At 62.1% G+C, this 24,641-nt stretch carries 18 protein-coding genes and 1 pseudogene; 6 read left to right on the forward strand and 13 right to left on the reverse strand.

The features are described from left to right. Nucleotides 1–65 precede the first annotated feature (65 nt). On the forward strand, nt 66–1,235 hold the full coding sequence (locus PXH66_RS03120; RefSeq protein ID WP_330930370.1) for an FIST signal transduction protein: 1,170 nt from the start codon (nt 66–68) through the stop codon (nt 1,233–1,235). Next, entirely contained in the window at nt 1,232–3,421 is a 2,190-nt protein-coding gene (locus PXH66_RS03125; protein WP_330930371.1) for an ATP-binding protein, read from the forward strand. Before PXH66_RS03120 ends, PXH66_RS03125 begins: the two co-directional genes overlap by 4 nt. 50 nt (nt 3,422–3,471) lie before the next feature. Here PXH66_RS03125 and trxB read toward each other — a convergent pair whose 3' ends face one another. From trxB to PXH66_RS03140, 3 genes are all read right to left on the reverse strand, one after another. Beyond that, nucleotides 3,472–4,416, reverse strand: a complete 945-nt coding sequence (gene trxB / locus PXH66_RS03130; RefSeq protein ID WP_330930372.1) for a thioredoxin-disulfide reductase — start codon at nt 4,414–4,416, stop codon at nt 3,472–3,474. Nucleotides 4,417–4,488: 72 nt separating this feature from the next. After that, nucleotides 4,489–5,454 (reverse strand): GAF domain-containing protein, encoded by a 966-nt coding sequence (locus PXH66_RS03135; protein ID WP_330930373.1) that lies wholly within the window; start codon nt 5,452–5,454, stop codon nt 4,489–4,491. Nucleotides 5,455–5,567: 113 nt separating this feature from the next. Then, nucleotides 5,568–6,740, reverse strand: coding sequence for a M20 aminoacylase family protein (locus PXH66_RS03140; protein WP_330930374.1), 1,173 nt, complete (start codon nt 6,738–6,740; stop codon nt 5,568–5,570). A gap of 200 nt (nt 6,741–6,940) precedes the next feature. Here PXH66_RS03140 and PXH66_RS03145 point away from each other — a divergent pair, with 200 nt between their 5' ends. The 3 genes from PXH66_RS03145 to PXH66_RS03155 are packed head-to-tail and all read left to right on the forward strand — an operon-like array spanning nt 6,941 to nt 10,641. After that, nucleotides 6,941–7,906: a helix-turn-helix transcriptional regulator gene (locus PXH66_RS03145; RefSeq protein WP_330930375.1), complete on the forward strand. Its 966-nt coding sequence runs from the start codon at nt 6,941–6,943 to the stop codon at nt 7,904–7,906. A 45-nt stretch (nt 7,907–7,951) separates the two neighbouring features. Next, the gene (locus PXH66_RS03150) at nt 7,952–9,283 is read left to right on the forward strand and encodes a DegT/DnrJ/EryC1/StrS family aminotransferase (RefSeq protein WP_330930376.1); all 1,332 of its coding nucleotides are present in this window, start codon (nt 7,952–7,954) and stop codon (nt 9,281–9,283) included. Further along, the gene (locus tag PXH66_RS03155) at nt 9,280–10,641 is read left to right on the forward strand and encodes a neutral/alkaline non-lysosomal ceramidase N-terminal domain-containing protein (RefSeq protein ID WP_330930377.1); all 1,362 of its coding nucleotides are present in this window, start codon (nt 9,280–9,282) and stop codon (nt 10,639–10,641) included. The genes PXH66_RS03150 and PXH66_RS03155 overlap by 4 nt, the downstream gene beginning before the upstream one ends. A 39-nt stretch (nt 10,642–10,680) precedes the next feature. On the opposite strand, the gene PXH66_RS03160 is transcribed toward PXH66_RS03155, so the two are convergent. The 4 genes and pseudogenes from PXH66_RS03160 to PXH66_RS03175 all read right to left on the reverse strand — a co-directional run bounded on the left by PXH66_RS03160 (nt 10,681) and on the right by PXH66_RS03175 (nt 16,451). Next, nucleotides 10,681–11,037 (reverse strand): hypothetical protein, encoded by a 357-nt coding sequence (locus PXH66_RS03160; protein WP_330930378.1) that lies wholly within the window; start codon nt 11,035–11,037, stop codon nt 10,681–10,683. Nucleotides 11,038–11,210: 173 nt separating this feature from the next. Continuing rightward, a pseudogene (locus PXH66_RS03165) lies at nt 11,211–11,666 on the reverse strand (amidohydrolase); the annotation flags it as partial. A gap of 80 nt (nt 11,667–11,746) precedes the next feature. After that, nucleotides 11,747–14,224 (reverse strand): immunoglobulin domain-containing protein, encoded by a 2,478-nt coding sequence (locus PXH66_RS03170; RefSeq protein ID WP_330930380.1) that lies wholly within the window; start codon nt 14,222–14,224, stop codon nt 11,747–11,749. A 202-nt stretch (nt 14,225–14,426) separates the two neighbouring features. Next, nucleotides 14,427–16,451 carry an ATP-dependent helicase gene (locus PXH66_RS03175; protein ID WP_330930381.1) on the reverse strand — a complete coding sequence of 675 codons (2,025 nt, stop codon included), beginning with the start codon at nt 16,449–16,451 and terminating at the stop codon, nt 14,427–14,429. A 200-nt stretch (nt 16,452–16,651) separates the two neighbouring features. Here PXH66_RS03175 and PXH66_RS03180 point away from each other — a divergent pair, with 200 nt between their 5' ends. Continuing rightward, nucleotides 16,652–18,205, forward strand: coding sequence for a hypothetical protein (locus PXH66_RS03180; RefSeq protein ID WP_330930382.1), 1,554 nt, complete (start codon nt 16,652–16,654; stop codon nt 18,203–18,205). Between the two features lie 14 nt (nt 18,206–18,219). Here PXH66_RS03180 and PXH66_RS03185 read toward each other — a convergent pair whose 3' ends face one another. From PXH66_RS03185 to pyrH, 6 genes are all read right to left on the reverse strand, one after another. After that, nucleotides 18,220–20,427 carry a sodium-translocating pyrophosphatase gene (locus tag PXH66_RS03185; protein ID WP_330930383.1) on the reverse strand — a complete coding sequence of 736 codons (2,208 nt, stop codon included), beginning with the start codon at nt 20,425–20,427 and terminating at the stop codon, nt 18,220–18,222. 23 nt (nt 20,428–20,450) lie between these two features. After that, on the reverse strand, nt 20,451–21,230 hold the full coding sequence (locus tag PXH66_RS03190) for a hypothetical protein (protein ID WP_330930384.1): 780 nt from the start codon (nt 21,228–21,230) through the stop codon (nt 20,451–20,453). A 132-nt stretch (nt 21,231–21,362) separates the two neighbouring features. Further along, nucleotides 21,363–22,055: a TylF/MycF/NovP-related O-methyltransferase gene (locus tag PXH66_RS03195; RefSeq protein WP_330930385.1), complete on the reverse strand. Its 693-nt coding sequence runs from the start codon at nt 22,053–22,055 to the stop codon at nt 21,363–21,365. Between the two features lie 43 nt (nt 22,056–22,098). Next, entirely contained in the window at nt 22,099–23,220 is a 1,122-nt protein-coding gene (gene proB / locus PXH66_RS03200) for a glutamate 5-kinase (RefSeq protein WP_330930386.1), read from the reverse strand. Nucleotides 23,221–23,290: 70 nt separating this feature from the next. Further along, nucleotides 23,291–23,839 (reverse strand): ribosome recycling factor, encoded by a 549-nt coding sequence (gene frr / locus PXH66_RS03205; protein ID WP_330930387.1) that lies wholly within the window; start codon nt 23,837–23,839, stop codon nt 23,291–23,293. Between the two features lie 40 nt (nt 23,840–23,879). Continuing rightward, complete coding sequence (gene pyrH, locus PXH66_RS03210; protein WP_330930388.1) at nt 23,880–24,617, reverse strand: UMP kinase; 738 nt, start codon at nt 24,615–24,617, stop codon at nt 23,880–23,882. Between the last annotated feature and the right edge of the window lie 24 nt (nt 24,618–24,641).

Raw genomic sequence — 24,641 nt, forward strand, 5'->3', positions numbered from 1 at the left:
TTGAAACAGGAGGAACGTCGTCACTGGACGCCCCGCAGACGTCGCTAACTTTAACCCAACCTGACATGAATGTATCGCAGTTCCAATGGAGTGAGTCGACCGGTTGGTCGCCTGTCGCCCCGCCTCACGTTGGTTCGTCCCAGTCGATTTTGATCACGGTGTTTGGAGCACCGAACGTCCTGGCTCGACCGCAGGTGTTGTCCCAGTTGGTCGAAAAGTATCCGGAGGGGATCATCGTGGGATGTTCGACGGCGGGGGAGATCGTCGATGTGGCGGTGAAGGATGATTCCGCGGTCGCCACCGTGATGGCGTTTGAGAAATCACTGGTGGAGGTGGCGCGCACCTCATTGCACGCGGCCAATGAGAGTTTTGATGCCGGCAAGCTGCTCGCGAATCGCCTGCCGCGAACGATGACAAGTGACGCGGGTGCGGTGATGCCGTTGAAGCACGTTTTCGTGCTTTCCGATGGGCTGGTGGTCAACGGGACGGCGTTGGTGGCCGGATTGACCAAGGGGTTGCCGACCGACGTATCGGTGACCGGAGGTTTGGCAGGTGATGGGGCGCGGTTTGCCAAGACGGTGGTGGTTGATGGCGGCGAATTGCATGAGCATGCCGTGGTCGCGGTCGGTCTTTACGGCGAAGCTTTGCAAATCGGTTTCGGATCGTTGGGCGGTTGGGATCCGTTCGGGCCGGAACGTTTGGTGACGAAGGCCCAGGACAATGTGCTCTATGAGTTCGACGGGCGGTCCGCTCTGGAAGTTTACAAACACTATCTGGGGCGGCACGCGGCGGACCTGCCGGCGTCTGCGCTGTTGTTTCCGATGAGTCTGCGGATGCCGTGGGGCGGCGATCCGTTGGTGCGCACGGTGCTGGGAATCGACGAAACCAGCCAGAGCATGACTTTCGCCGGCGATGTGCCGGAAGGTGCCTATGCCCGATTAATGAAGGCCAATTTTGATCGGCTGATCGACGGGGCCGCCGATGCCGCCCGAACCAGCGTGGCGGCCTTGAATGACGGAACGGCGGAGGTGGCGCTTTTGATCAGTTGCGTGGGACGGAAACTTCTCCTGCGGCAACGCATCGAGGAAGAAGTGGAAGGCGTTCGGGAAGTGCTCGGCCCCCGTCCCACGTTGGCCGGTTTTTACTCTTATGGTGAGATTTCGCCGTTTTCGGCCGGGGCCTCCTGCGAACTGCACAACCAAACCATGACGATAACGACCTTGCGGGAGGTATGAGCAACCGACCAACGAGACATTCGCTGTTACGCCGTCAGTTGGGGCGTTGCTATCCCGATGGGGTGCCGACCGATGCGGACTGGGACGTGTTTGTGGCCACCGTCGATCGGTCCTACGGGGAATTCGATGATGATCGCCGCATGTTGGAACGCTCATTGGACCTGAGTTCGGAGGAACTCGTCAGGGCCAACGGTGAGATGCGGGCATTGTTTCAGGCTCTGCCGGATATTCTGGTGCGGGTATCGGGGGACGGCACCATTCTGGACGGTCGCGCCGGAGAGTTTTGCGCGATGAACATCGATTCACCCGCGTTGCGTGGGCAAAATCTTGCGTCGGCTCCGTTTCCGTCCGCCGGCGTTGTGCTCATGAATGCGCTGCTCGCGACTGCGACGGCTCGCGCCGCTCAAACGGTCGAGTTTCAAGTCGGCACTCTCGCCGTCGAAGCGCGCCTGGTGCCCGCCACCTCGCAGGAAGTCGTGGTGATTTTCCGGGATGTTTCCGTCCGCCGGCGCAGTGAAATTCTGCAGTCCGACCAACAAGAGATTTTGGAAATGCTGGCGATTGGACGGCAAATGGAGCCGGCGTTGGAGCGGATCGTGCGCATGGTGGTGCGTCAGGGTGGTTGCGCGGGTGGGGCGATTCATCTGCTCGACGTGGCGACCAATCGCTTGAATCTGGTGACGGCGCCGGACCTGAGTGCGGAGGCGAGAATCGGTTGGGAGCAGGTGGTCGCAAGAGCCAGCGTCGGCGGAGTTTTTGGCGTAGCCGTGGAAACGCGCCAACCGGCGATTGTTTTCGGTGACGACGCCGAGTCCGGCGACGCCGAATTGTTCGCCTCATTGGGTGGCATGCGGCCGGAGATACGGGCGTGTCGGGTCGTGCCTATCATGGCGCAGGACCACCGGGTTCTCGGCACGTTTCTGACCTTCCACCACGACACGGCGACACCGGGAGAGTGGAACCACCGCACGGTCGAACTCGGGGTGCGTCTGGCCGTGATGGCGATCAATCAACATCACCACGAAGAAGAGATCAGGCAGATGCAAAAAATGGAGGCGGTGGGGCAGTTGGCCGGCGGCGTCGCCCATGATTTCAATAACATTTTGACCGTGATTCGGGGGAATCTGGGGCTGCTGCAAATGGGCGGGACCGTGGAGGAAGACACGTATTCGTTGAATGAAGCGACCAGCGCGGTGGATCGCGCGGCGTCGTTGACGCGACAGCTGCTGACGTTTGGTCGCCGCAGCCCGATCAGCCGTCGCTGGGTGGATCTGAACGAGATCGTGGTGCAACTCTCGAAAATGCTTCGTCGCATGATTGGTGAGAACATCACGCTCGAACTCGACTTGACCCCGGAGCGCTGTGCCGTGTTGGCCGACGCTGGAATGATGGAGCAGGTGCTGATGAATTTTGCGGTGAATGCGCGAGATGCGATCGACGGCGGCGGGCACTTGCGGATCGCGACCGCCGTGAAACAGTCCCGCCCCACCCAAGTCGGCGGGGCTTCGCCCACTCAGGTGATCCTGTCGGTTTCCGACAACGGCTGCGGAATTCCGAAGGAAGTGATCGACCACATCTATGAACCATTTTTTACCACCAAGCCCGTGGGGCAGGGCACCGGTCTGGGGTTGGCCACTGTCTTTTCCATCGTGCGTGAACACGGCGGGACGTTGGAAGTGAACAGTGTCGAGGGCGAAGGCACGACGTTCGTGGTGAAACTCGACCGCCTGAATGAAAGTGATTCAGCAGCGGAGGCCGAAAATCAGCGATGGGACGTGCGAGGCGGGGCGATATCCGGTCTGCTGGCTTCCCCCGCCCGGGTGCTTCTGGTGGAGGACGAATCGTCCGTGCGAGCTTTGGTGTTTCGGATTTTGAAGAAATTGGGAGCTCAGGTCGTCATGGCTCAAAACGGCAACGAAGCCACGCGGTTGTGGGAGGAGGGCGGGCGGCGATTTGATTTGCTCGTTACCGACATGATCATGCCGGGAGGAACCACCGGCTTCGATATCGCGAGAAGTTTCCAAGCCGAGCATCCCCGCTTGAAGGTGATCATATGCAGTGGCTACTCCACCCAGCTGGCCGAAGCCAGCAACCTTATCTCACCGACCTGGCAGGTGATGGCCAAGCCCTTCGATATCGATGAGCTGATGAAGACGCTGCGCATCGCGCTGAGTGCGGAGCGATGACGCGTGGAGGGCCGCTCGCCGAGGCGAACGGAGCCCGTTCCCCGCGAGACTTATTCGTGCTCCGCCAGCCAGCGTTCGGCTTCGATCGCGGCCGCGCAACCCATCCCCGCAGCCGTGATGGCCTGGCGGTAAACGTGGTCGGCGCAGTCACCGGCAACGTAGACACCCGGGACATTGGTCTGCACCTGTGAACCCGCGGCGGGTTTGAAATAGCCACCCTCATCGGTGTCGAGCGCGGGGCTGAACGGCCCGGTGTTCGGCACGTGGCCGATGGCGACAAAGAGGCCCTTGATGGGCAGGGTGCTTTCTTCGCCCGAAACGGTGTTCTTGATGCGCAGGCCGCTGACGGAGCCTTCCTCGACGCCTTCGACGGAGACCGGCACGCTGTTCCAGACCATCTCGATCTTTTCGTGCGAAGTCGCGCGGTCGGCCATGATCTTGGAGGCGCGCAGCTCATCGCGACGATGCACGAGGTAAACCTTGCTGCAAAAACGGGTAAGAAAGAGCGCCTCTTCGGCCGCGCTGTCACCGCCGCCGATGACGGCGACATCCATCTTGCGGTAGAAGGCACCATCGCAGGTGGCGCAGGTCGTCACGCCCTTGCCGCCGTATAATTCCTTTTCGCCGGGCACACCGGTCAAGCGCGGGGACGCGCCCGTGGCGATGATGACGGTGTGGGCGAGGATCTCCTTGCCCGCGCAAACGAGCTTGCGGGGAGAGACGGTGAAGTCGACCGAGTCGACCAGGGATTGTTGGAAGCGGGCACCGAACTTGGAGGCCTGTTTGCGCAAGTTGTCCATGAGCATGAAGCCGTCGATCCCTTCGGGGAAACCGGGGAAATTTTCGACCTCCGAGGTAGTCGTGAGCTGACCGCCGGGTTGGGTGCCTTCGAGGACCAGAGGGTTGAGGTTGGCGCGGCCGGTGTAGATGGCGGCGGTGAGGCCGGCGCAGCCGGTGCCAACAATGACGACGTTTTCGACGGAAGGATTGCTCATGGGTAAAGCATACCCAGAGCGTCAAATGAGGGACGCGACAAGTGTGATCGTGATTTCGGCGGCCCGGCAGGGTTAAAAATACCAGACGACGACGGCCTTGAGGAAGCCGTTGCCCAAGACGGGCAGAGCCACGGCGTGATCCAACCCCGCGGATTTGGCCGAGACGAACGGAGGTGAAACCACCATGTCGAGTTTGTCGGCAATTTGGGGGGCGCCGGAACGCCAGACCTCGCCAATCAGGCCCTCGCCCCGCCGTAATTGCACCGTGCTCATTTGCTCGAAATGACGGACATCCGATTCGTCGGCGGCATCCTTCAGGTGCAGAACTTGGAGGCTCTCGTCGGGTTCCCAAATCTCGTAGCGCTGCGCAATCGGCAACTCGCCCACCGAGAGCAGACACAATACGAATGATTCGCGGGTGGAGGCGGAGCAGGGCAATCCCAACGCGGTGGTGATCCCGGCGCGAGTGGCGTCGAGCGCCCGCGAGAACGGTCCGGAGTCATCCATGTTGTCGAGAATCACCGGCATGTAGCGGTCCCAGACCATACCGGGCAATCCGCTGCCTTTGCGGAACGTGGTGTGGCGGGAGATGAATTCGAATTCCTTCAGGTTGCCGTAGTAACCGGAGTCCAACTTGAGCCCCAGTTGGTCGGTGGGATCGCGCCCCCACACTTCGATGGCACCTACGTTGCCCTCGTCCTCACCACAGAAAAACACGAGCACACCGGTCAAAAACTCGCCCGCGAACACCGGATACGCGATGCCGCAGGTCAGCCCCGCCGCATGAGCCGCCGCCGTCCGTTTGAAGTTTTCCGTGGTAAACTCCGACAGGATCACCGGCCGGCGCTGCGCCCACGCAGCACCGGGCAGCCCCTCGCCGTGGTTGAAGCGTTCGTGACGACTGATTCGGCGAAACTCATTCAGGTCGCCGTAGATGCCGCCGGAGAACTCCAGAAACTGACCGCTGCGGTCGGGGATCCAAACCTCCGTGACCTTGATAAAGGTGCGCGTGGTGGGAGGGATGGTCGGCATGCTCATGGCTTGAAGATGGAGCACACCGTGTGCCCCGGCCCCATCGCATGTCGGTCATGTTTTGACTCAAAATGATGAGCTGATTTTCTGACGCGTCGCCTCGACGCGGGATCGCCGGATCAGGAAAGGGGCAGGCTGGTTTCGATCAATTGCGCCCAATAAGAACTGCCGTGCGGTATGGCCTCGTCATTAAAATCGTAAGCCGGATGGTGGAGCATGGCCGAATCGCCGTTGCCGACGAGGATGTAGGCGCCGGGGCGCTCTTCGAGCATGTAGGCGAAATCCTCGCCGCCCATGATGGCGGCTGCCGCCGGATCGACCTGGGCTGCGCTGGCGACGGTTTGCGCGACCGAAACGGCGAAATCAGTTTCGGCGGCATCGTTGACCATGACCGGGTAGCCGGGGATGTCGGTGACCTTGGCGACCGCGCCAAATGTCGCGGCAGTGTGGGTGGCGATTTCCTGGAGGCGCCGGCGGGCGAATTCCCGCGACTCGGCGTCCATGCTGCGCACCGTGCCTTTGAGTTGCACGCTCGCCGGGATGACGTTGAAGGCGTCACCGCTGGTATGGAAGCTCGTCACGGAAACCACGAGTGGACTCATCGGATCGACGCCGCGCGACACGATCGACTGCAGCGCGAGCGTGAGGTGGGAAGCAACCACGGTGGGATCGACGGTCTCGTGGGGTTTGGCCGCGTGCCCACCCCGACCTTCGATATCGATGATGAATTGATCGGTCGACGCGAAGAACGGACCGGGCCGAATCCCGAACGCGCCGATCGGCATGTCGGGCATGTTGTGCATCCCGTAAACCTTCTCGATGCCGAACATCGTCATGAGCCCATCCTCGCACATTTCCCGCCCGCCGCCGCCGCCCTCTTCGGCGGGTTGAAAAATCACCACGGCGGTGCCGTCGAAGTTGCGCGTCTCCGCCAGATATTTGGCGGCCCCCAGCAACATGGCGGTGTGGCCGTCGTGACCGCAGGCGTGCATGAGGCCCTCGTTTTGCGAAGCGTAAGGCAGGTCGGTGGACTCGACGATCGGTAGCGCATCCATATCGGCGCGCAGGCCGATGACCCGACCGCTGGTGGTTTGCCGACCGTGAATCACGCCGACCACACCGGTGCGACCGAGGCCGGTTTTGATCTCGTCGCAGCCGAACGCTTTGAGTTTTTCCGCCACGAACGCGGAAGTGCGGTGCGTCTCGAACAGCAATTCCGGATGCTGGTGCAACTCGCGGCGCCAGGCGGTGATTTCAGGATGAAGTTCGTGGATGCGGGAAATGATGGGCATAAGAATAATCAGCGAACGGGCGGATATGCTTCATCGTGAAGCATGGGCGAAATTGATGAAAATTCATCGCGTCGCTGGAGGAGAAAATCACGAGCTCGGATGGGACGGATGACAATGGCAATCCATGGCGAATTCCTCATGAGACGTGATGCGGAGAGCTTGTTTATGGGTCTCAAGTTTGCTGGCGTGAACGGGTGACGGTGAAACGCAAGAATACCTCGACGACAGATCATGGCGGCGAGGGGACGTCGGAACTCGCCGCGTTTTTGGGTCGTGGGTTGGTGACCGTCCTGGGTGGATTGGGACCGGTGCACGTGTGGGGACCATGGACCGGTCGACGACCGACGGATGGGCGGGAAGGGAAGCGTTTCGACCCCGTGCTTTACGATGAGGATCACGCTCACTCGCATGCGGAGCTTTGCCTCATGTTGGAAGGGCGGTGTCGGTTTAGTTTCGACCACCAGGCGTGCGCGTTGGCGACGGGCGACCTCGTGATCTGTCCGGCTGAAACCGCCCACGCCGAGGCTTATTTGAAATCGAGCGTGGGGTATCGATTGATGTGGCTGAGTTTGAGCCCGCGGGATCCGCGGCTGCATGTGACGCGTTACTCCCACGCGGATGGGTTTGTGATCGAGCACGTGATGGACCTCGCGTTGTTGCCGGCGGAAGTCGGGCAACGTTTGCAGCTGTTGCGACGGCTGGCGGCGGCACCTCAACCACCGGATGTCGACCGGCTGCGGGAAGCGTTGCTGACGATTGCGCTGACCCTGTATCGCCGACTCCTGGAAGAAGGTGACGCCCGACTCGATACCCGCGCGCGCCTGGTGGAGCAGGCGATTGACTTTGTGCGCGAAGCGGAGGGCGGACCGCTGTCGCTGGCCGAAGTAGCGCGGGCGGTGCAGGTCTCGCCGAACTACCTTACGGTATTGTTCCGCACCGTCACAGGCACGCCGCTCGGACGTTTCATCATGGCCGAGCGCATGGCGCGAGCGCAGCAGGCGTTGCGACGCCCGGGGGCGAGCGTGAAGGCGGTGGCCGCGGACCTCGGTTTTTCGGACCCGTTCAGTTTCAGCCATGCGTTCAAGCGCGCGACCGGTTGCGCACCGCGCGTCTGGATGTTGCGCCGTGAAACTCCGCCAAGTGTAACTTCGAACATGGTTTCGTAGGGTCGGCCATTCCCCGTGGCAGGAGCGGTGTGATAGGCTGGTGGCATGGCTTCTTCCCCGACTCCGACTTCGGTCGCATCCTCGCTGGCTCTGCTGGGCGGCACGCCCGTGGGTGAGGTGACCTACTCCAAGTTTCCGATTTTCAATGATCGTGCGATTGCGCGAGTGGAGCAGGTCTTGCGCGAAGGCAAAGCGGTGGGATTGGGTCGCTTTCATTCGCCGGAAATTGCCGAAGCAGAGGAAACGATCTCGCGTTACCACGGGGGGCGGGAAGTGCTCGCCTGCAGCTCCGGCCACGCGGCTTTGCAAGGAGCTCTCGCCGGCCTCGAAATCTGCGCGGGCGATGAAGTGATCACGACGCCCTACACCTGGGGGGCGTCGACCTCCTGCATTCTCCATCAAAATGCGGTGCCGATATTCGTCGATGTGCTCCGCGACACCGGACTCATCGATCCGGACAAAATCGAGGCCGCGATCACACCGCGCACCAAGGCGATTCTCGCGGTGCATCTTTATGGGCAACCGGCCAACCTGCGGCGCTTGCGCGAGATCGCCGACCGGCACGACCTGAAATTGATCGAGGACGGCAGTCAGGCGCATGGGGCCGAGATTGATGGGATGCGCGTGGGAGAGGTGGGCGATGCCGCGGGGTTCTCCTGCATGGGCGGCAAGGTGCTGCCGACGACGGAAGCCGGGTATTTGGTCACGCCGGATAAGTCGGTTTTTTGGAAGGCGTCAATGATCGGCCAACACATGGGCCGTTCGCCCGAAGCCGATTTTCCCGATGACCTGCGACCGTGGGTCGACTCGCTCGTTTATACCTATCGGGTGACCCCGCTCAACGCGGTGTTGCTCACCGAACAATTCGGTAATCTCGGCGGTTGGATTGCGGAGCGGCGGCGGCACGCGGCACGATTGCGGGAACGCATCGCCGGAGCTCGATTCGTGCGTTTGCCCAACTATGAAACGGGAGTGAAGCCGGTTTACCACCTGTGCTCGATGACGTTTGACGCCGACGCGGCCGGAGTGACGCGGGATACCTTTGTGGCCGCGCTGAAAGCGGAAGGGCTCCTGGCGTTTGGCTACGTGCCGTCCCCGATCCCGGATTGGCCGCGCTTGCATTGGCAGGATTATCGCGGGCCGCGTGTGGCGTGGGCTTCCACGCTGGAGGCAGCGGGCGTCGATTATCGGAACATGGATTTGCCGAATTGTCGGTGGCGCGTGGCGCACGCGATTGAAACGCGTTTTGACTTCGTGGACCCGCAGGATGATAGCGTCGATCGCATGGCGGAAATTATCCTTAAAGTGGAGTCGCAGATCGAGGCATTGCGGGAGCACGAACATCGGCACGGTTCCGCGGACTCCGCCCGGCGATGATACAGACAGGATTTGGATCGAGCGACATTACGCCCCGGCTCGGGGTGCAATTGGCCGGCTACGGACCGTATCGCAATCGGGCGGCCCGGGAAATCATCGCCCCGCTGCGCGCCCGAGCAATGGTGCTGACGGATCGACGGCGATGCGCGGTGGTGTTGAGTGTGGAGTTGTGCGGGGTGCCGCGTGAATTGGCGGCCCGCTTGCAGGCGGCGGTCGCGAAACGGATCGGCTGCAGACCGAAGGAAGTGATGGTATCGGTGACGCACACCCACAGCAGTCCGTCCGTGGGAGGCATGTTTGGCTGGGGCGAGGCGGACGCCATGTATGTCGAGACCCTGCCGGCGCGAGCCGCCGAAGCCGCCGTGGAAGCTTGGCAATCGCGCGCCGAGTTGGCGTGGCGGCACGCCGAAGTGCCCTGCGAAGGCATTGCGGTGAATCGGGAGACTGATGCCGGTTTTGCGCTGGCGGCGAATTTTGCCGACCGCATGGATCCGGCGTGGCGGCCGGATCATCCGGAGCACACCGATCCCACGGTGAGAGTTCTGGCGGCGTGGTCGGGGAATCGGCCGGTGGGCATGCTGCATCACTTTGGCTGTCACCCGGTCGTCTACGGCGAGAAGACCGCAGCGATTCATGGTGATTTTGTGGGACTCGCGTCGGCGCACGTGGAGCGGACTTATCCAGGCAGCGTGGCCATGTTTTTACCGGGCGCGTTGGGCGATATTAATCCCAAACTGAACCATCGGGTGCCCACCGAATCGCGGCGGGCGTTGCACGCGATTGCCCGACAATACGGGAAGGCGTTGCGCCATGGGCTGAAGGTGGGGCGTCACCTAGAAATGGATACGTTCCAGTCGATCCGGCGCGACGAGGTGTTTGCGCGGCAGGCGTGGTCGCGCGGCAAAATCGATCAACGCATCGCGGAGCTGGAGGCGTGTTTCGACACCGTTGGCATTTCAGACCATCCGCACACGGGTGGTGAACCACCGCTGCAAACCTTGGGCATGGAGCGGGCGCGTTTGGAGGGACTGCGAGCCGTGCGATCGCAGTTTCGAGGCGAGCGCGCGCCGAATCCGCCGGTTTGTTTGCACGGGTTGCAATTGGGACCGGTGGCGATCCTGGGTTGTGGACTCGAACCGTATCACCGTCTGCAAGCGCCGGTGCTGAAAGGTTCACCGCATGTGCACACCTGGATCGTCGGATTGGTCGGAGGCGTGGGCTATGCGCCCGACCGCGCCGCGCATGAGCGCGCGGGATATGCGGGAGATTTTGTCCCGCTGATATGCGGCGAACTCCCGTTTCGTTGCGTGCACCACGAATTGCCCCGCGCCCTCATCAGCCTGGCCAAGGCGTTGTGATCTCGTGCGGCATCGGGTCCATCCTGTTACAACGAAATTTCAGCGCACCAGATAGATTTCAAGCAGCGCGATACCTGCGCTGCCGTCGGCGCTGGTGGCGGTGAGGGTGTAAGCTCCGGCGGGGAGATCCAGCACGACGGCGGCGTCGAGAGAATCTGGAGCGAGGGCGAAGGCGCCGACTTCCTGCATAGTGGCGGCAAGAGCGATGGCATCGGCATCATCGGACCAGTTGTCGATCGCACGCAGCACTTCGCCGACGGAGTTATAGAGTGTTAGCACGGGATCGGCGAGCGGTTGGGCGATTCCTTGGTCGGTCAATGCGGGACCGATCACGCGCAATAGAACACGGGCCTTGAGGCCGAAATTTTGTGGATCGTCGATGACGAATCCTGCCACGGCCAACAGCGTTGGCGTCGCCAGTATGGGCCCGCAAAGATATATTGGTGATCTCACCGGGCTTGGGCGCGGACGGGTTGGATGCGTCGTAGATCTCGAGCAATGCCGTGCCGGTTTCGCCGCTTTGGTCGTGGAGATTTACGGTAAATTGTGCGCTGCCGGTCGTGAGTCGTGAGGCCATCTTCACACATTTCACGACCGTCGCCGCCGCCTTCTTCGGCGGGTTGAAAAATCACCACGACGGTGCCATCGAAGTTACGCGTCTCGGCGAGATATTTGGCGGCGCCGAGCAACATAGCGGTGTGACCGTCGTGACCGCAGGCGTGCATCAATCCCTCGTGTTGCGAAGCGTAGGGCAGGTCGGTGGTTTCGACGACGGGCAACGCATCCATGTCGGCGCGCAGCCCGATAACGCGGCCGCTGGATCTTTGGCGACCGTGAATCACGCCGACGACGCCCGTGCGACCGAGCCCGGTTCTGATCTCGTCGCAGCCGAACGCCCTGAGTTTTTCCGCCATAAACGCCGAAGTGCGGTGCGTCTCGAACAACAGTTCCGGGTGCTGGTGCAGCTCACGGTGCCATGCGGTGATTGCAGGATGGAGTTCAACCAGACGGGAAATAACGGGCATGCACTCATTGTGATCATGCCCGTCGCGAAGGGGACGCCCGCGATGTGATTTTCAGTGCGTCGTCTCGAGGTGGTTCTCTATTAGGGCACGAGGTAGATTTCCAAGATCACGACGCCGGTGCGCTGTTCCGGGTCGGTGACCGAGAGGGTGTAGGGACCGGGGGACAGTTCGAGCACCAGTGCGCTGTCGAGTGATTCGCGTTCCAAGGCGAATGCGCCGACTTCGGCCATCGTGGCAGCGAGGCCATCGGCATCACTGTCGTCACCCCAGTTGTCCACCGTTGCGATGGCGTCGCCGTTTGCGTGATGTAACGTCATCACGGGATCGGGCAGGGGTTGAGTGATGTTGAAGTTGCTCAAGGAAGGACCGATCGCGCGCACGAGGACCCGGGCCGGGCGCTGGTAGCCGAGGGGATCGGTCAGGACAAAGCCGGCCACGGCCGTGGCGTCGCCGGGTCCCGCGTGAGCTCGGAGCGAAAGGTTGACCAGATTCGCGGGACGACTGCTGTCCTGAAAGTCAGCGATTTCGTAGATTTCCAACAACGCTGGTCCTTCATCGCCAGCCGTTTTGTTCAGGTGCACGGTCAGGTGACTGGTTTCCTGCACGCCCACTTGGAAGGCGGCGTCGAGGCTCGGATCGCGCAGCGGGAAGGCCCCGAACTGCGCGCTGCGACCGATGATTTGGCTGTGGTTGGTGGAATCGCTCGTCCAGTTGTCGTTGGCGGCAATCTCTTCCGCGTCGGCTGAAAATACTGTCAGGCTGGGGTCGCTCAACGGCGCGGCGATTCCGTGGTCGAGCAGCGACGGTCCGACGCCGCGCAACATGTAGAAACTGGGTGTGCCTGCCGCCGATCGGCTCACGCTGAATCCCGCCACCATGGCGCGCTCCCCATCACCGGGCACGGCCCGGCCGGACAGGTTGGCCAGGCCAACGACGGAGTGTTCACCTGCGAGTTTGCCGACGTTGCTGAGCGTCGTGCCGCCGGGGCCGGAGGTTCGCAGTTGGTAGCGGCCGAGGTTTTCAAGTTGGACGTCGGAAATCGCCAACGTGGGTGATGTGGGGTCGGTCGGGAGCGGTTGACCGTCCAAAGCCAACCATTGGTAGGTGAACGGCCCCGTGCCGGTGACATGGGCCGAGAGGGTGATGTTTTCGCCGCGGGCGATGTTGTCGTCGCCTCCGATGTTGGCGTAGGGGGGCAGCATATCATGGAGGCTCACGTCGGTGCGCAGTCGGGCGAGATGGGTCGTCGCGTGGTTTTCCCAAGTGGAAAAATCACCGGTGACAAAGAGGCTGCCATTCGGGGCCAGACTATAGGAGCCGGTGTAGTCTCGTTGGTAGCCGGCGTAAAAACTGTCGTCAGCCACGATGCCAGTGGAGCTCAGGCGATATCGGACGGGATCCGGGGAGTAGGGCAGAAAGTAGATCAGTCCGGTGGAGCGATCGACTTCGGGTGGTTCGGTGGATGGCAGCCATTCCACCGGGGAAATGCCGGGAACACTTCCGCCGGTTTCCTGAATCACAAAGATCTTATTGTAGCCGTGGTAGATCTCAAACACGACGCAGCGGCCATCGTTGAGCGGATAGAGGTAAAGGTGACTGTAGAGCACTTGCGAGCGGGGACCGACAAAATTGGGGTCCACGGTGCCATCGACCTTCAGCCGAGCCGTGCGATCCGTTCCGTAGGTGTAGTCGGTCGGGCGTTCGGGGTTGGGGTAGCGCAGTCTGATCAACGGACGATTGAGATGATCCAGATCGAACCCTTTGAGCATGGCGGTGGCGGGTGCGCTGAATTCGAACCCCGAGTCCACGCTGCCATCGGATTGGAAGTGCGCGAGGTGATCGCCCTGTCGCACAAAAAAACTCCCGTCGGTCGCGACGCGCACTTCGCTTAAGGGTTGGGCGGCGTCGAAATCTGCGGGCAGACTGAACGAGAGCGCCACACCGTCGGGAGCCACGTGGTGAGGTGCCGTGGCGGTGATAATGCTATCATCCGCCAATACCGCCAGGACCGTGCCAGAGTCGGCGGCCAGATGCGTGGTGTGGAGCAAAGTCCCGTCGGGCGCTAATTTTGTTACTAGGCGCGCTGGGTCGGCGGAGTTTCCCGAACGGAGAAACACGGTGCCGTCTCCCCGCAGGGCCACGATAGTCCCGCGGGGAGTGTCGGCGGCGGCGCTGAAAGACGTATCAACGATTGCGGGCGATGGGGGCACGACATTGATGACGATCGTGTTGGTGCTCATTTCCGTGCGGGTGCCGGTAGTCACCTGCAGGCGGTAGTTTCCGCTGTCTGCCGAGCTCAGGTTGGCGAGCTCCAGTTCGCGTTCCACCGCGCCGGAGACCGGGGAACCGTTGTGGACCCATTGGTAGATCGGTCCGTCGGTCGGCGTGTTTTGGTCGGGGTGAATTCGGATGGTCGATCCCGGAGCGAAATGGGTGCTCCGATTGGTGAGGTTGCCATCGGACTCGACTTGAAGAAAGACGACCGCGTGGAGTCCGGTCGCGAACAGGAGTGAACCGGCGAAAGCGAGGAGTAAATTTGAGCGAAAGGGAATGGACATGGCGCGAGGACGGAGGGTGATTATCCCCCGATTAACCAGACGATTTGTTCGAGGGCTGAGACAACCGACCGAGCGAAATCCGCTATTGTCCGAGCTCCGGTTTTCCGGGAAAGGGAAACCCTGGGAACGCCGAGCTCCAGCTCGACCCCACCCATCACGCCGCTTGCCGAGCTGGAGCTCGGCGTTCCCAGCGGGAAATCGCTTACCAGCCGTGGGCGCGTTTGATGCGGAGGGCGTCGTAGAGGGACGGATCCAATTCTTGGAGGAAGCGGGAGGGGGTGAGCAGCATGCCGCCGGGACCGGCCTTGGTGGCGATCTTGGGGTAGCAGAGGTAGAGTTCGTTCTTGGCTCGGGTCACCGCGACGTAGAAGAGGCGGCGTTCTTCTTCGACGTCGTTGGCTTCGATCGCGCGGCGGCCGGGGAACAAGCCGTCGGCGCAGCCGATGACGAAGACGATGTCGTATTCGAGCCCCTTGGCTTGGTGAATCGTGGTGAGCTTGATGGCCTCTTGATTGGGCTCGACGGCGCGGTCGCTGGTCTCGCCGTTGAGCAGGACGATTTGCGCGAGCAGGTCTTGCATGGCGTCGAAGCGCGCGGCGAAACCGGAGAGCGCGGTGAGCTCGTCGATGCGGTCCATGTAGTCGGCGTAGGCACCTTTGAGGTAGTCGCCATACCAGCCGTCCATCGCCACTTCGACGGTCACTTGCGGCGGTTCTTCGCGCATGGCGTCGGCCGTCTGGCGGAGCGAGGCGCAGAAGCTGGGCCATTCGTCTTTGGCGCCTTTGGGGACCTTGCTTTTCACGTCGTCGGTGGTGAGCGCGTCGATGAAGTCTTGCTGCATGAGCCGGGCGTGATCGAGGGCGGCGTGATAAATCTTATGCGCGCTTTTTTCGCCGACTTTGGGGAGGAGGCAGGCGATGCGGTGCCAGGCAGATTCGTCGGTCGGATTATAGATGAACCGCAGAATGCCGACGAGGTCGCGCACGTGTTGGCGTTCGAAAAATTTGACGCCGGAAGTGATTTGATACGGCACGCCGGTGCGCGAGAAGGTGAGTTGCGTCTCGAGGGCGACGAAGTGCGAGCGGTAGAGCACGGCGATTTCGTTGGGCGATACGCCGTCGTCTTCGACGAGGGAGCGGATGCGTTTGACGAGGAACTCGGCTTGTTCGCGGTCGTCCATGGTTTGGACGACATAGGGCTTCATGGAGTTGGCGCGGTGGGCGCGCAGTTCCTTGTCGAAGTGACGTCCGGCGGGCTGGGCTTCGAGCACGCCGTTGGCGAGATTGAGAATCTGGGGGGTCGAGCGGTAGTTGGTCTCGATGCGGTGCAGGGCCGTGTTGGGATGACGCTCCGGGAACGTCATGATGTTGGCGAAGTCGGCCCCGCGCCAGGAGTAGATGCACTGGGCGTCGTCGCCGACCGCCATGATGCGATGGTGCGGCGCGAGGGCGTCGATGATCTGCGACTGGATCGTGTTGGTGTCCTGATACTCGTCGACGAGCAGGTGGCGGAAGCGGTTGCCGAAATAGTCGGCGACCTTTGGGTCCTCGGTGAGGAGCTTGAGCCAGAGCTCGAGAAGGTCGTCGTAATCGAGCACGTTTTGCTCGCGCTTGGCCTCGGCGTAGACCTTGGCAAAGGTGGGCAACGCGACGGCGATGTCGTTGTATTGGGGGAAGTGTTCGCTGACGGTCTCGGCGAGGGACTTCTGCGTGTTGCGTGAGAGCGAGATGACGTTGAAGAGCGGGCCTGGCTTGGGGTTGGTCTTGTCTTTGAAGAACAATTTGTCCTCGGCCTCGACGGTGCGCTTCATCAGCGACTCGGATTCTCCGGCGTCGAGGATGGTGAAGTTGGGTTTGAGTTTGAGGCACTCGGACTCGCCAAACATGCGCAGGGCGCGGTTGCCGAGAGAGTGGAACGTGCCGCCCCAGAAGCGGCGGGCATCCTCGCCGGTGAGGTCGTGCACGCGGTGCAGCATCTCCTTGGAGGCTTTGTTGGTGAAGGTGAGCAGCATGATCTCGCCGGGGGGCACGCCCTGATGGAGCAGCCAGGCGACCCGATAGGTGAGGGTGCGCGTCTTGCCGGAGCCGGCGCCGGCGAGCACGAGCAGCGGGCCGGGAGGTGCAGTGACGGCGTTGAACTGCTCGTCGTTGAGGGCCGCACGAAAGTCGATGGGCGGGTAGCCGGGGCCAGTGGGGGCGTCGTCGTCGCGATCGAGAATGAAATCCATGCGACATCGACGGTCGCACCTTCCGGGGGCGAGGCAAAGCCGAAAGCAACCCGAGCCCGGGTCCATTCGCGTGCGTCGCGCTCCCGGTGTCATTTGTCACCTATTAGGTGACAAACGGTGCGAGGCGATTGCGGAGGTGAGGGGCGGCGTGGGTGGGTTGCGATTGCCATGGGGGGAGGGCGTTGCTTCGGTTGGGTCCCATGAAGGTCGATCCGCGGGCCCGGGCCGGTGTCTCTCGTCTGGTGGTGATTCTCGCTCTGGCGACGGTGGCGCTGGGTTTGATGGCGTTCGCGTTCAAGCGGGACGGTGATGAACGAGGGGCGGGGCTGGCCGGAGCCTTCGCGTTTTTTGTCGGTATTTGGACCGTGCTGGCGGCGGGGTCGGGTCGTCGTGGAAATCAACAGGTGACGATCAAGGAGTTGGAGGCGGCTTACCCGGATGAGCCGTGGCATTGGCGGCCGGACTGGCACGAAGGACGGATTCGGGGCGCGGCTAAAACCGAGGCGGTTACGCTGGCCGTCATGGCCGTCGCGTTCCTGGGACTGAGTGCACCGGGCGTGTGGGCAATTCCGGAGGAGCTGTCTCGCGGCAATTACCCCATTTTGCTGGTTTTGCTGTTTTGGGTGGTGGGGCTCGGTCTGGCGTGGGCGGCGTCGAAACGCGCGCGGCAGTTTTGGCGTTACGGGACTTTGGTGTTTCGACCGGAGTCGGTGCCGGGGTCGATCGGTGGTTACGTCGGCGGTGTCATTTCGATCCCGAAAGGGGCGGTATTGGGCGGTGACGTGACGCAGTCGCTGCAAAACGTGCACGAGGTGGTGACGGGGTCCGGTAAACATCGCTCCACCCGGGAGACGATTCTATGCGAGCGCGAAACGGTGCTGGCGGAACGTTCGTTGGCTGGGACCGGGGTGTTGCACGATATTCCGGTGCTGTTTCATGTGCCGCGCGGTGAGGCGAGGGCAGTGCAACGGGGATCCTCGCGGGAGCGCGTGTGGTGGCGGCTGCGAGTGACGGTGCCGGTGCGGGGAGAAAAGGCCGCGCTGACCACGTGGTTTGACATTCCGGTATTTGATATCGGGGAGAACGCGCCCTCGCCGATGGAGGACGAAGGACTGCTGGCGGGACAACGGGTGCAGACACCGACCGAGTTTCTCGCGGCGGCGGGAGTGACGGAAACGCGGGAAGGGGATACGAGGGTGTGGCGATTTCATCAGCGCGGCACCCGGGCCGGGATCGTCGTGCTGGGACTCGCGTTCGTCGCCTGTGTGTTGGTGGCGTTGATCGTGCCGGTTTGGCCGATCCGGATCGGTTGCGGATTCACGGCCCTGATCGTGGGAGCAATCCTGCCGAGCCTGATCTGGCAGCGTCGTGAGTTGCGGATTTCGCCGCGCGATGTGGTGGTGGGGCGTCGAACCTGGTGGGGGTGGCACGAGACGCGAATGGGGCGCGAGGAAGTGGGCGATGTCGTCACCGCGCGGTCGATGCAATCGGGTGGCCAGCAGTTCTATCGGCTCGTTTTGCGCGGGGTGGCGGGGATCGACCCGGAACAGTCGCGTGCGCAGGAACATTTTGCGGCGCGCAAAGCCCGCTATCGGTGGCAGCGGGCCAAAAAACAAGGACGCCTGCCGACGGAGGAGGAGTCACGTCTGTTGCGCGAGACGCCTCGTTTCGAATTTGAGGTGGCGGGTTACCTGGCCGGCACCCGCGCCGCCGAGCAAGTGCGCTCGCACCTATTAAACGTGTTGTCCAATTAACCGACGGATTCGGCTCAGAATAGCGTGAAGGCGACGTTCACACCGGCGGTGACGATTGAAACCATGCTCATGAGCTTGATGAGAATGTTCAGGCTGGGGCCGGCGGTGTCTTTGAACGGATCACCGACGGTGTCGCCGATGACCGCCGCCATGTGGGCGCTGGAGCCTTTGCCGCCGTGGTGGCCTTCCTCGATGAATTTTTTGGCGTTGTCCCACGCGCCACCGGAATTTGCCATAAAGACGGCGAGCACGAAACCGGTGGCAAGCCCGCCGCCGAGCAAGCCGAAGGTGCCGGGCACGCCGAAGATGATGCCAACGAGGATCGGTGCGGCCACGGCGATGACGGAGGGAAGGATCATCTCGCGTTGCGCACCGGCCGTGGAAATGGCGACGCAACGGGCGTAGTCGGGATCAGCGGTGCCGGCCATGATGCCGGGCGTTTCCCGAAATTGACGCCGCACTTCCTCGACCATGCGCCCGGCGGCGCGGCCGACGGCGTTGATGGTCAATCCGCAGAAGAGAAACGCCATCATGGAACCGATGAACAGGCCGAGAATGACCTTGGGGTTCATGAGGTTGACCTGAAAATAGTCGGTGAACTGCGTGATGCTGGCGTAGGCCGTGACCACGACTTCGCCCGAGCGCAGCACGAACGACTCCTGGTTGTTGTGCAGCATGGCGATCTTGAGCTCCTCCACGTAGGAGGCCAGCAACGCGAGGGCGGTCAAGGCGGCCGAGCCGATGGCGAATCCCTTGCCGGTGGCGGCGGTGGTATTGCCGAGCGAGTCGAGGGCATCGGTGCGACGGCGCACCTCGGGGTCGAGACCCGCCATCTCCGCATTGCCCCCGGCGTTGTCGGCGATGGGACCGTAAGCATCGGTCGCGAGCGTGAGACCGAGGGTCGACAGCATGCCGACCGCTGCGATGCCAATACCGTAGAGCCCGTGCGGAATGGAATCGGGCGTGAAATGCCAATTGCCCGCCGCCATGCCGTAGGCGGCGGTCGTGCCGATGACGACGGCGAGCACCGGGATGACCGTGCTCATCATGCCGACGCCGAGGCCGGAAATGATCACCGTCGCGGGACCGGTGTTGGCGTGGGCGCTGATGTTTCGGGTCGGGGAATATTCCTGCGAGGTGTAGTATTCCGTCGCCTTACCGATCACGATGCCGGTGACCAGACCGACGGCAATCGCTCCCCAGATACCGAGGTAGTTGGGCAACGCCAGCGCCCGCAGCACGAAATAGGATGCGATGAAGATGAGCACCGAGCTGAGGTTGACGCCGCGGGATAACGCATTGAGCAGATCCCGTTGGGATGCGCCGCTTTTCACGCGCACGGCGAAGATACCCACGATGGACAATATTGTGCCCACCGCAGCGACGATCATGGGAGCGATGACCGCTTTGTAGGCAATGGAGGTGTCACCCGAGGAAACGAACGCAGCGGCGCCCAGCGCGGCGGTCGCCAACACGGAACCAACGTAGGACTCGTAGAGGTCGGCGCCCATGCCCGCGACGTCGCCGACGTTGTCGCCCACATTGTCCGCGATGGTGGCGGGATTGCGCGGGTCGTCCTCGGGAATACCGGCTTCGATCTTGCCGACAAGGTCGGCCCCGACATCGGCGGCCTTGGTGAAAATGCCACCTCCCACGCGCGCGAACAACGCCTGCAGGGACGCGCCCATGCCAAAGGTCAGCATCGTGGTGGTGATCACGAGCAGCTTGTGCGCGGGATCGGCGTCTTCCACGAAACGGGTCAGCACGAGAAACCAAATGGAGATGTCGAGGAGCGCGAGACCGACGACGACCAAGCCCATGACCGCGCCGCTACGGAAGGCCAACCGCAGGCCCGCATCGAGCGATTCCGAAGCGGCCTGCGCCACCCGGGAGGAAGCGTAGGTAGCGGTCTTCATGCCAAAAAATCCGGCCAGGCCGGAGAAGAAACCGCCGGTGAGAAATGCGAACGGCACCCAGCCGTTTTGCAGTTCCAGGCCATAGGCAAGCCATGCGAAGACAAGGGTGAGCCCGAGAAAAAACATGCCCACGATGCGGTATTGCTGGCGCAAATACGCCATGGCGCCGGCCCGCACGTGGTTGGCGATCTCGATCATGCGCGGCGTGCCTTCGGGCGCGGCTTTCATCGCCCGATAGAACCACCACGCGAAGCCGAGCGCGCAGACCGAAGCGACGGGAACCAACCAAAAGAGCGAGGAGTGCATGGGACGGAAGGGGTTGAGGATGCTCAGGCGCCGAACGTGGAGAGAGCGGACCGCCACCACGGGTAATGTTTGGTTTCGAGCGACTCGCGGTCGGGCAGCGGGAAGAACCGGAAGCCGCCGCCGGTTTTGGCGATGTAGAAACCGCGGTGCACGGTGCGGAACAATACGTCGCACTGCAGGCTGCGGATGACGGTCTTGGTCGTTTTACCGGGGTGAGAGCGCAATTCGCGCAGGCAGTCGCGCAGATGTTCCAAGTGGAGGTAGGGCAGATTTTCCACCCCATCGGCCTCGGGATCATCGGCGAGGCGGCCAAGTTCCAGCTCCGCGAATACGAAAGTGGGCAAGGAAACGCGCGCGTCGGCCGTGGTGATCTCGCGACCAAAGTCGATGGGAGCGTTGATGCTCACGACGCGGGGAGACGCGGGGGAAAACTCCTGATAGAGATGAAATCGCGGACCGGGATCGGGGAAATAATCGGCGGCCGCCAAATCGAGCACGCGCCCGTCATCGGTCACGACGTGCAGGGTTTCGATGGCCTCCAGCGGCGTGGCTTCCAGCACCCGGTAGATGGAGAGGTAGGAGGAGTGCCGGGGAATATTGGTGTCGCCGCGTTCGAGATCGGGGTCGAGGCCGTGGGCCTCCAGTTGCGCGAGCGTGTAGTCGTCGCTCATCCGAAAGAACAGGGCTTGGCCCCGGCCGTGTTTGCGCGACCCGGTGGCGAGGTAGTTGCCGAAGGCCGCGGGGTCGAGATGCGAGGCAATCAACGCCTCGGGGAGCAAGGAGACATAAAGATAGGGCTTCATCGTGGGGCGGGGCGGCCACCGACGAATCACGGTGGTCGGACGGACCCGATTCTACCCGATCGGACCTGCCTTGACTGCGCGGGAATTGCTCAGACCCGTGCGTGCCTTGGCCAAGACGCGGCCAGCGTTTTCCTACGAATGGGGCTTGCGCAGCACGCCGAGTTTGAAGGCGATGAGTTCGAACTCGAGACCCTCTCGTTCACAAAACTCGGTCAACGCCTGGCGCGAGCCATCATAGACATGGTCGGCCTGGCAGTCGTCCACCACGATGACTCCACCGGGGGCGAGCCGTGGCCAGATCGCGGCCAACGCGGCTTGGGTGGGTAGATAGAGATCCACATCGATGAGGGCGAAACAGTAGCGGGCATCCGGGGGCAACGGCGTCTGGCAAATGTCTCCGGTGGTCACGGTGACCCGTTCGATGCCGTTGAGCGCGAGGGTGGCTTCAAACCGTCGCGATGAATTGTTGGTGAACTTGGCGAAAGCGCGGTCGCCGGAGGCCTTGCCGCGACCAGCCACCTCGGCCTGCACGCTGGCGGAGGTGAAGCCGCCGAACGTATCCAAAACATGGTAACGCCGGTCGGGCGCGACTTCATTCAGATGCCGGTTGAGGAACACGGTGGTGTAACCGCGATAGCAACCGATTTCGATAAAATCACCGTCCGCGTGCAGCGCCTCATCGACCAGGTCGAGGAGCTGGCGCAGTTGGTTGGGCGTGAAGGCGTAGCGATATTTGTAGAGCGAAAACGAACGCAGCGGACTGTAGAACAGGGCGGTGCGGGCGATGCGATCCAGCAGGATTGCCCAAGGGGATTCGGTTGCCACGAGTGATAGTGATGAAGCAGCGAATCCGAAGGCAACCCCGTGATCAGAGTAACACGAGGTCGTTGCGGTGCACGACTTCGAGGCGACGTCGGCCCGGGAAAAGTGGTTTCATCTCCCGGGTGTTAAGTCCGGCGATGCGCAGAATGTCCTCGTTGCTGAAGCGGCATTTTCCGCGTGCGATCACGGTGCCGTCGGGTCCGGCGATATTGACGATGTCCCCCACCGCGAAAGGACCCCGGCTGCCGGTCACCCCCACGGCGAGCAGGCTGCCCCCGTCGTTTTGCAGGGCGGGAACGGCATCGGTATTGATTTCAATGCATCCCGCCGGCCGTTGGAAGTAAGTGAGCCAGCGTTTGCGCGCATCGAGCGGAAGGCCGGCCGGCACGAAAAATGTGCCCGGATTGTGTCCGGAGAAGATTTTGGGCAGGACGTCCTCCTCGGCTCCGCTGGCGATGAAGACGCCGCAACCGGCTTTGGTCGCGATGCGGGCGGCGGAGATTTTGGACACCATGCCGCCGACGGCGGTGATCGAAGTGGTGCCGGCGGCCATGGCTTCGATTTCGGGAGTGATGCGGGTGACGGTGGGCACGATGTTGCCGGTGCCTTCCATGTCGATCAGCCCCGGGGCGGTGGAGAGAATAACGAGGTAGTCGGCGTGCACCAAACTCGCCAGCATGGCGGAGAGGGTATCGTTGTCGCCGAACTGGATTTCAGCGCCGCTGACGGCGTCGTTCTCATTGATAATCGGAATCGTGCCGTAGCCGATGAGGGCCTCGACGGACGCCTTGAGGGCCAAGTGGCGGGAACGCGCCCGCATGTCCTCGCGGGTGAGGAGCACCTCGGCGACGGTGCGGTGATGCGGCTCGAAGCCGCGTTGCCAGGTCTGCATGAGCAGGCTTTGGCCGACGGCGGCGCAGGCCTGTTTTTGAGCAAGAATGGAGGGTCGGCGCGCGAGGCCGAGCCGTCCCATCCCGAGACCGACGGCCCCGGACGAAACCACAATCACTTCGGTTCCGGATCTGCCCAGATCGGAGATTTGGCGGCAGACGGAGGCAATGCGGCCGATATCGAGCTGGCCGATACCGGACGTGAGCACACCGGTGCCGAGTTTTACGACGACACGTTTCGGTGGCGTTGATTCTACGGTTTTGGCGGCAATGGACATGGATGAAATGGGTCGAAAAATAAGGGCGTCCCGTTACATGGGACGCCCGGTGTGAACGGTGTAGGAAGGATCAGTTGACCTCGGTAAGGTCCTTTTCCTTCGAGGCGAGGTGGTCGCCGATATCGGCGATGGCTTTGTCGGTGATGACTTGGATCTCCTTTTCGAGGCGCTTGGTTTCGTCCTCCGGGAGTTTGGCTTTTTTGAGGGCGTCGAGTCCGTCGTGACGGGCTTTGCGGACGCCGACCTTGCCGTCCTCGGCATGGCGGTGGGCAACTTTGACGAATTCCAGACGGCGTTCCCGGCTCATCTCGGGGAGCGGGACGCGCACGACACTGCCGTCGATGTTGGGGTTGAGGCCGATGTTGGCGACTTGGATGCCCTTGGCGACGGCCTGGAGAACGCCCTTGTCCCAGGGTTGGATGACGATCATGCGCGAGTCGGGCGTGCTGATGGCGGCGCAGTCTTTGATGCGCATACTCGAACCGTAGGCATCAATGGTGATGCTTTCGACCATGGCGGGGGTGGCCTTGCCGGTATGAATATTGTCAAACTCGTGGAGGGTGTGATCCACGGCTTTGTTCATCTTGGATTGGGTTTGGGAAACGATTTCGTGGGACATGGCGGAGAAAATTTAAGAGTGAGTGGCGAAGGGACGGGGATCAGCTGTGGACGAGGGTGCCGATCTTTTGGCCGAGCACAGCCTGGCGGATGGCGTGAGGGTCGCTGAGGTCGAAGACGAGAATCGGGAGGTCGTTGTCGAGGCAGAGCGAGAAGGCGGTCGCATCCATAACGTTGAGACGCTGACGCAGGGCATCGATGAACGTGATGTCATCGTAGCGCACGGCATCGGCGTGTTTTTTGGGATCTTTATTGTAGATACCATCGACCTTGGTGGCTTTGAAGATAATTTCGGCGCCGACTTCATTGGCACGCAACGCGGCCGTGGTATCAGTGGAGAAATACGGATTGCCGGTGCCGGCGACAAAAATGACCACGCGACCTTTTTCAAGGTGGCGAACCGAGCGGCGCAGAATAAAGGGCTCCGCGACTTGATCCATGGGAATGGCGGTCTGCACGCGAGTGCGCACATCCATTTTTTCCAGGCAATCCATGATGGCCAGACCGTTGATAACGGTGGCGAGCATGCCCATGTAGTCACCAGTGGTGCGATCGACGCCGCGGGACTCGCCCTGGAGTCCGCGAAAGATATTGCCGCCGCCGATGACGACGCACACCTGCACGCCCATTTCGTGGATTTCTTTCACCTGACCGCAAATACGGCTCAGCACTTCGGAATCAATGGGATCGGTGCCGGAACCGCGGAGCACTTCGCCGCTGAGTTTCAGGACGATGCGTTTATAACGTGGAGAAGAATCTGCCGGCTCGGAATCGCTCATGATCGGCGAGTGAACGGGCCGGGT

It is taken from the genome of Synoicihabitans lomoniglobus, from assembly GCF_029023725.1.
In the GTDB taxonomy this organism is placed as follows: domain Bacteria; phylum Verrucomicrobiota; class Verrucomicrobiia; order Opitutales; family Opitutaceae; genus Actomonas; species Actomonas lomonigloba.

Excerpts from the sequence above, each read along its gene's own strand:
- frr (WP_330930387.1), bottom strand. The coding sequence starts at position 23,839 with ATGTCCCACGAAATCGTTTCCCAAACCCAATCCAAGATGAACAAAGCC.
- PXH66_RS03155 (WP_330930377.1), top strand. The coding sequence starts at position 9,280 with ATGATACAGACAGGATTTGGATCGAGCGACATTACGCCCCGGCTCGGG.
- PXH66_RS03120 (WP_330930370.1), top strand. The coding sequence starts at position 66 with ATGAATGTATCGCAGTTCCAATGGAGTGAGTCGACCGGTTGGTCGCCT.
- PXH66_RS03150 (WP_330930376.1), top strand. The coding sequence starts at position 7,952 with ATGGCTTCTTCCCCGACTCCGACTTCGGTCGCATCCTCGCTGGCTCTG.
- PXH66_RS03140 (WP_330930374.1), bottom strand. The coding sequence starts at position 6,740 with ATGCCCATCATTTCCCGCATCCACGAACTTCATCCTGAAATCACCGCC.
- proB (WP_330930386.1), bottom strand. The coding sequence starts at position 23,220 with ATGTCCATTGCCGCCAAAACCGTAGAATCAACGCCACCGAAACGTGTC.
- PXH66_RS03185 (WP_330930383.1), bottom strand. The coding sequence starts at position 20,427 with ATGCACTCCTCGCTCTTTTGGTTGGTTCCCGTCGCTTCGGTCTGCGCG.
- trxB (WP_330930372.1), bottom strand. The coding sequence starts at position 4,416 with ATGAGCAATCCTTCCGTCGAAAACGTCGTCATTGTTGGCACCGGCTGC.
- PXH66_RS03190 (WP_330930384.1), bottom strand. The coding sequence starts at position 21,230 with ATGAAGCCCTATCTTTATGTCTCCTTGCTCCCCGAGGCGTTGATTGCC.
- pyrH (WP_330930388.1), bottom strand. The coding sequence starts at position 24,617 with ATGAGCGATTCCGAGCCGGCAGATTCTTCTCCACGTTATAAACGCATC.
- PXH66_RS03170 (WP_330930380.1), bottom strand. The coding sequence starts at position 14,224 with ATGTCCATTCCCTTTCGCTCAAATTTACTCCTCGCTTTCGCCGGTTCA.
- PXH66_RS03125 (WP_330930371.1), top strand. The coding sequence starts at position 1,232 with ATGAGCAACCGACCAACGAGACATTCGCTGTTACGCCGTCAGTTGGGG.
- PXH66_RS03135 (WP_330930373.1), bottom strand. The coding sequence starts at position 5,454 with ATGAGCATGCCGACCATCCCTCCCACCACGCGCACCTTTATCAAGGTC.
- PXH66_RS03180 (WP_330930382.1), top strand. The coding sequence starts at position 16,652 with ATGAAGGTCGATCCGCGGGCCCGGGCCGGTGTCTCTCGTCTGGTGGTG.
- PXH66_RS03175 (WP_330930381.1), bottom strand. The coding sequence starts at position 16,451 with ATGGATTTCATTCTCGATCGCGACGACGACGCCCCCACTGGCCCCGGC.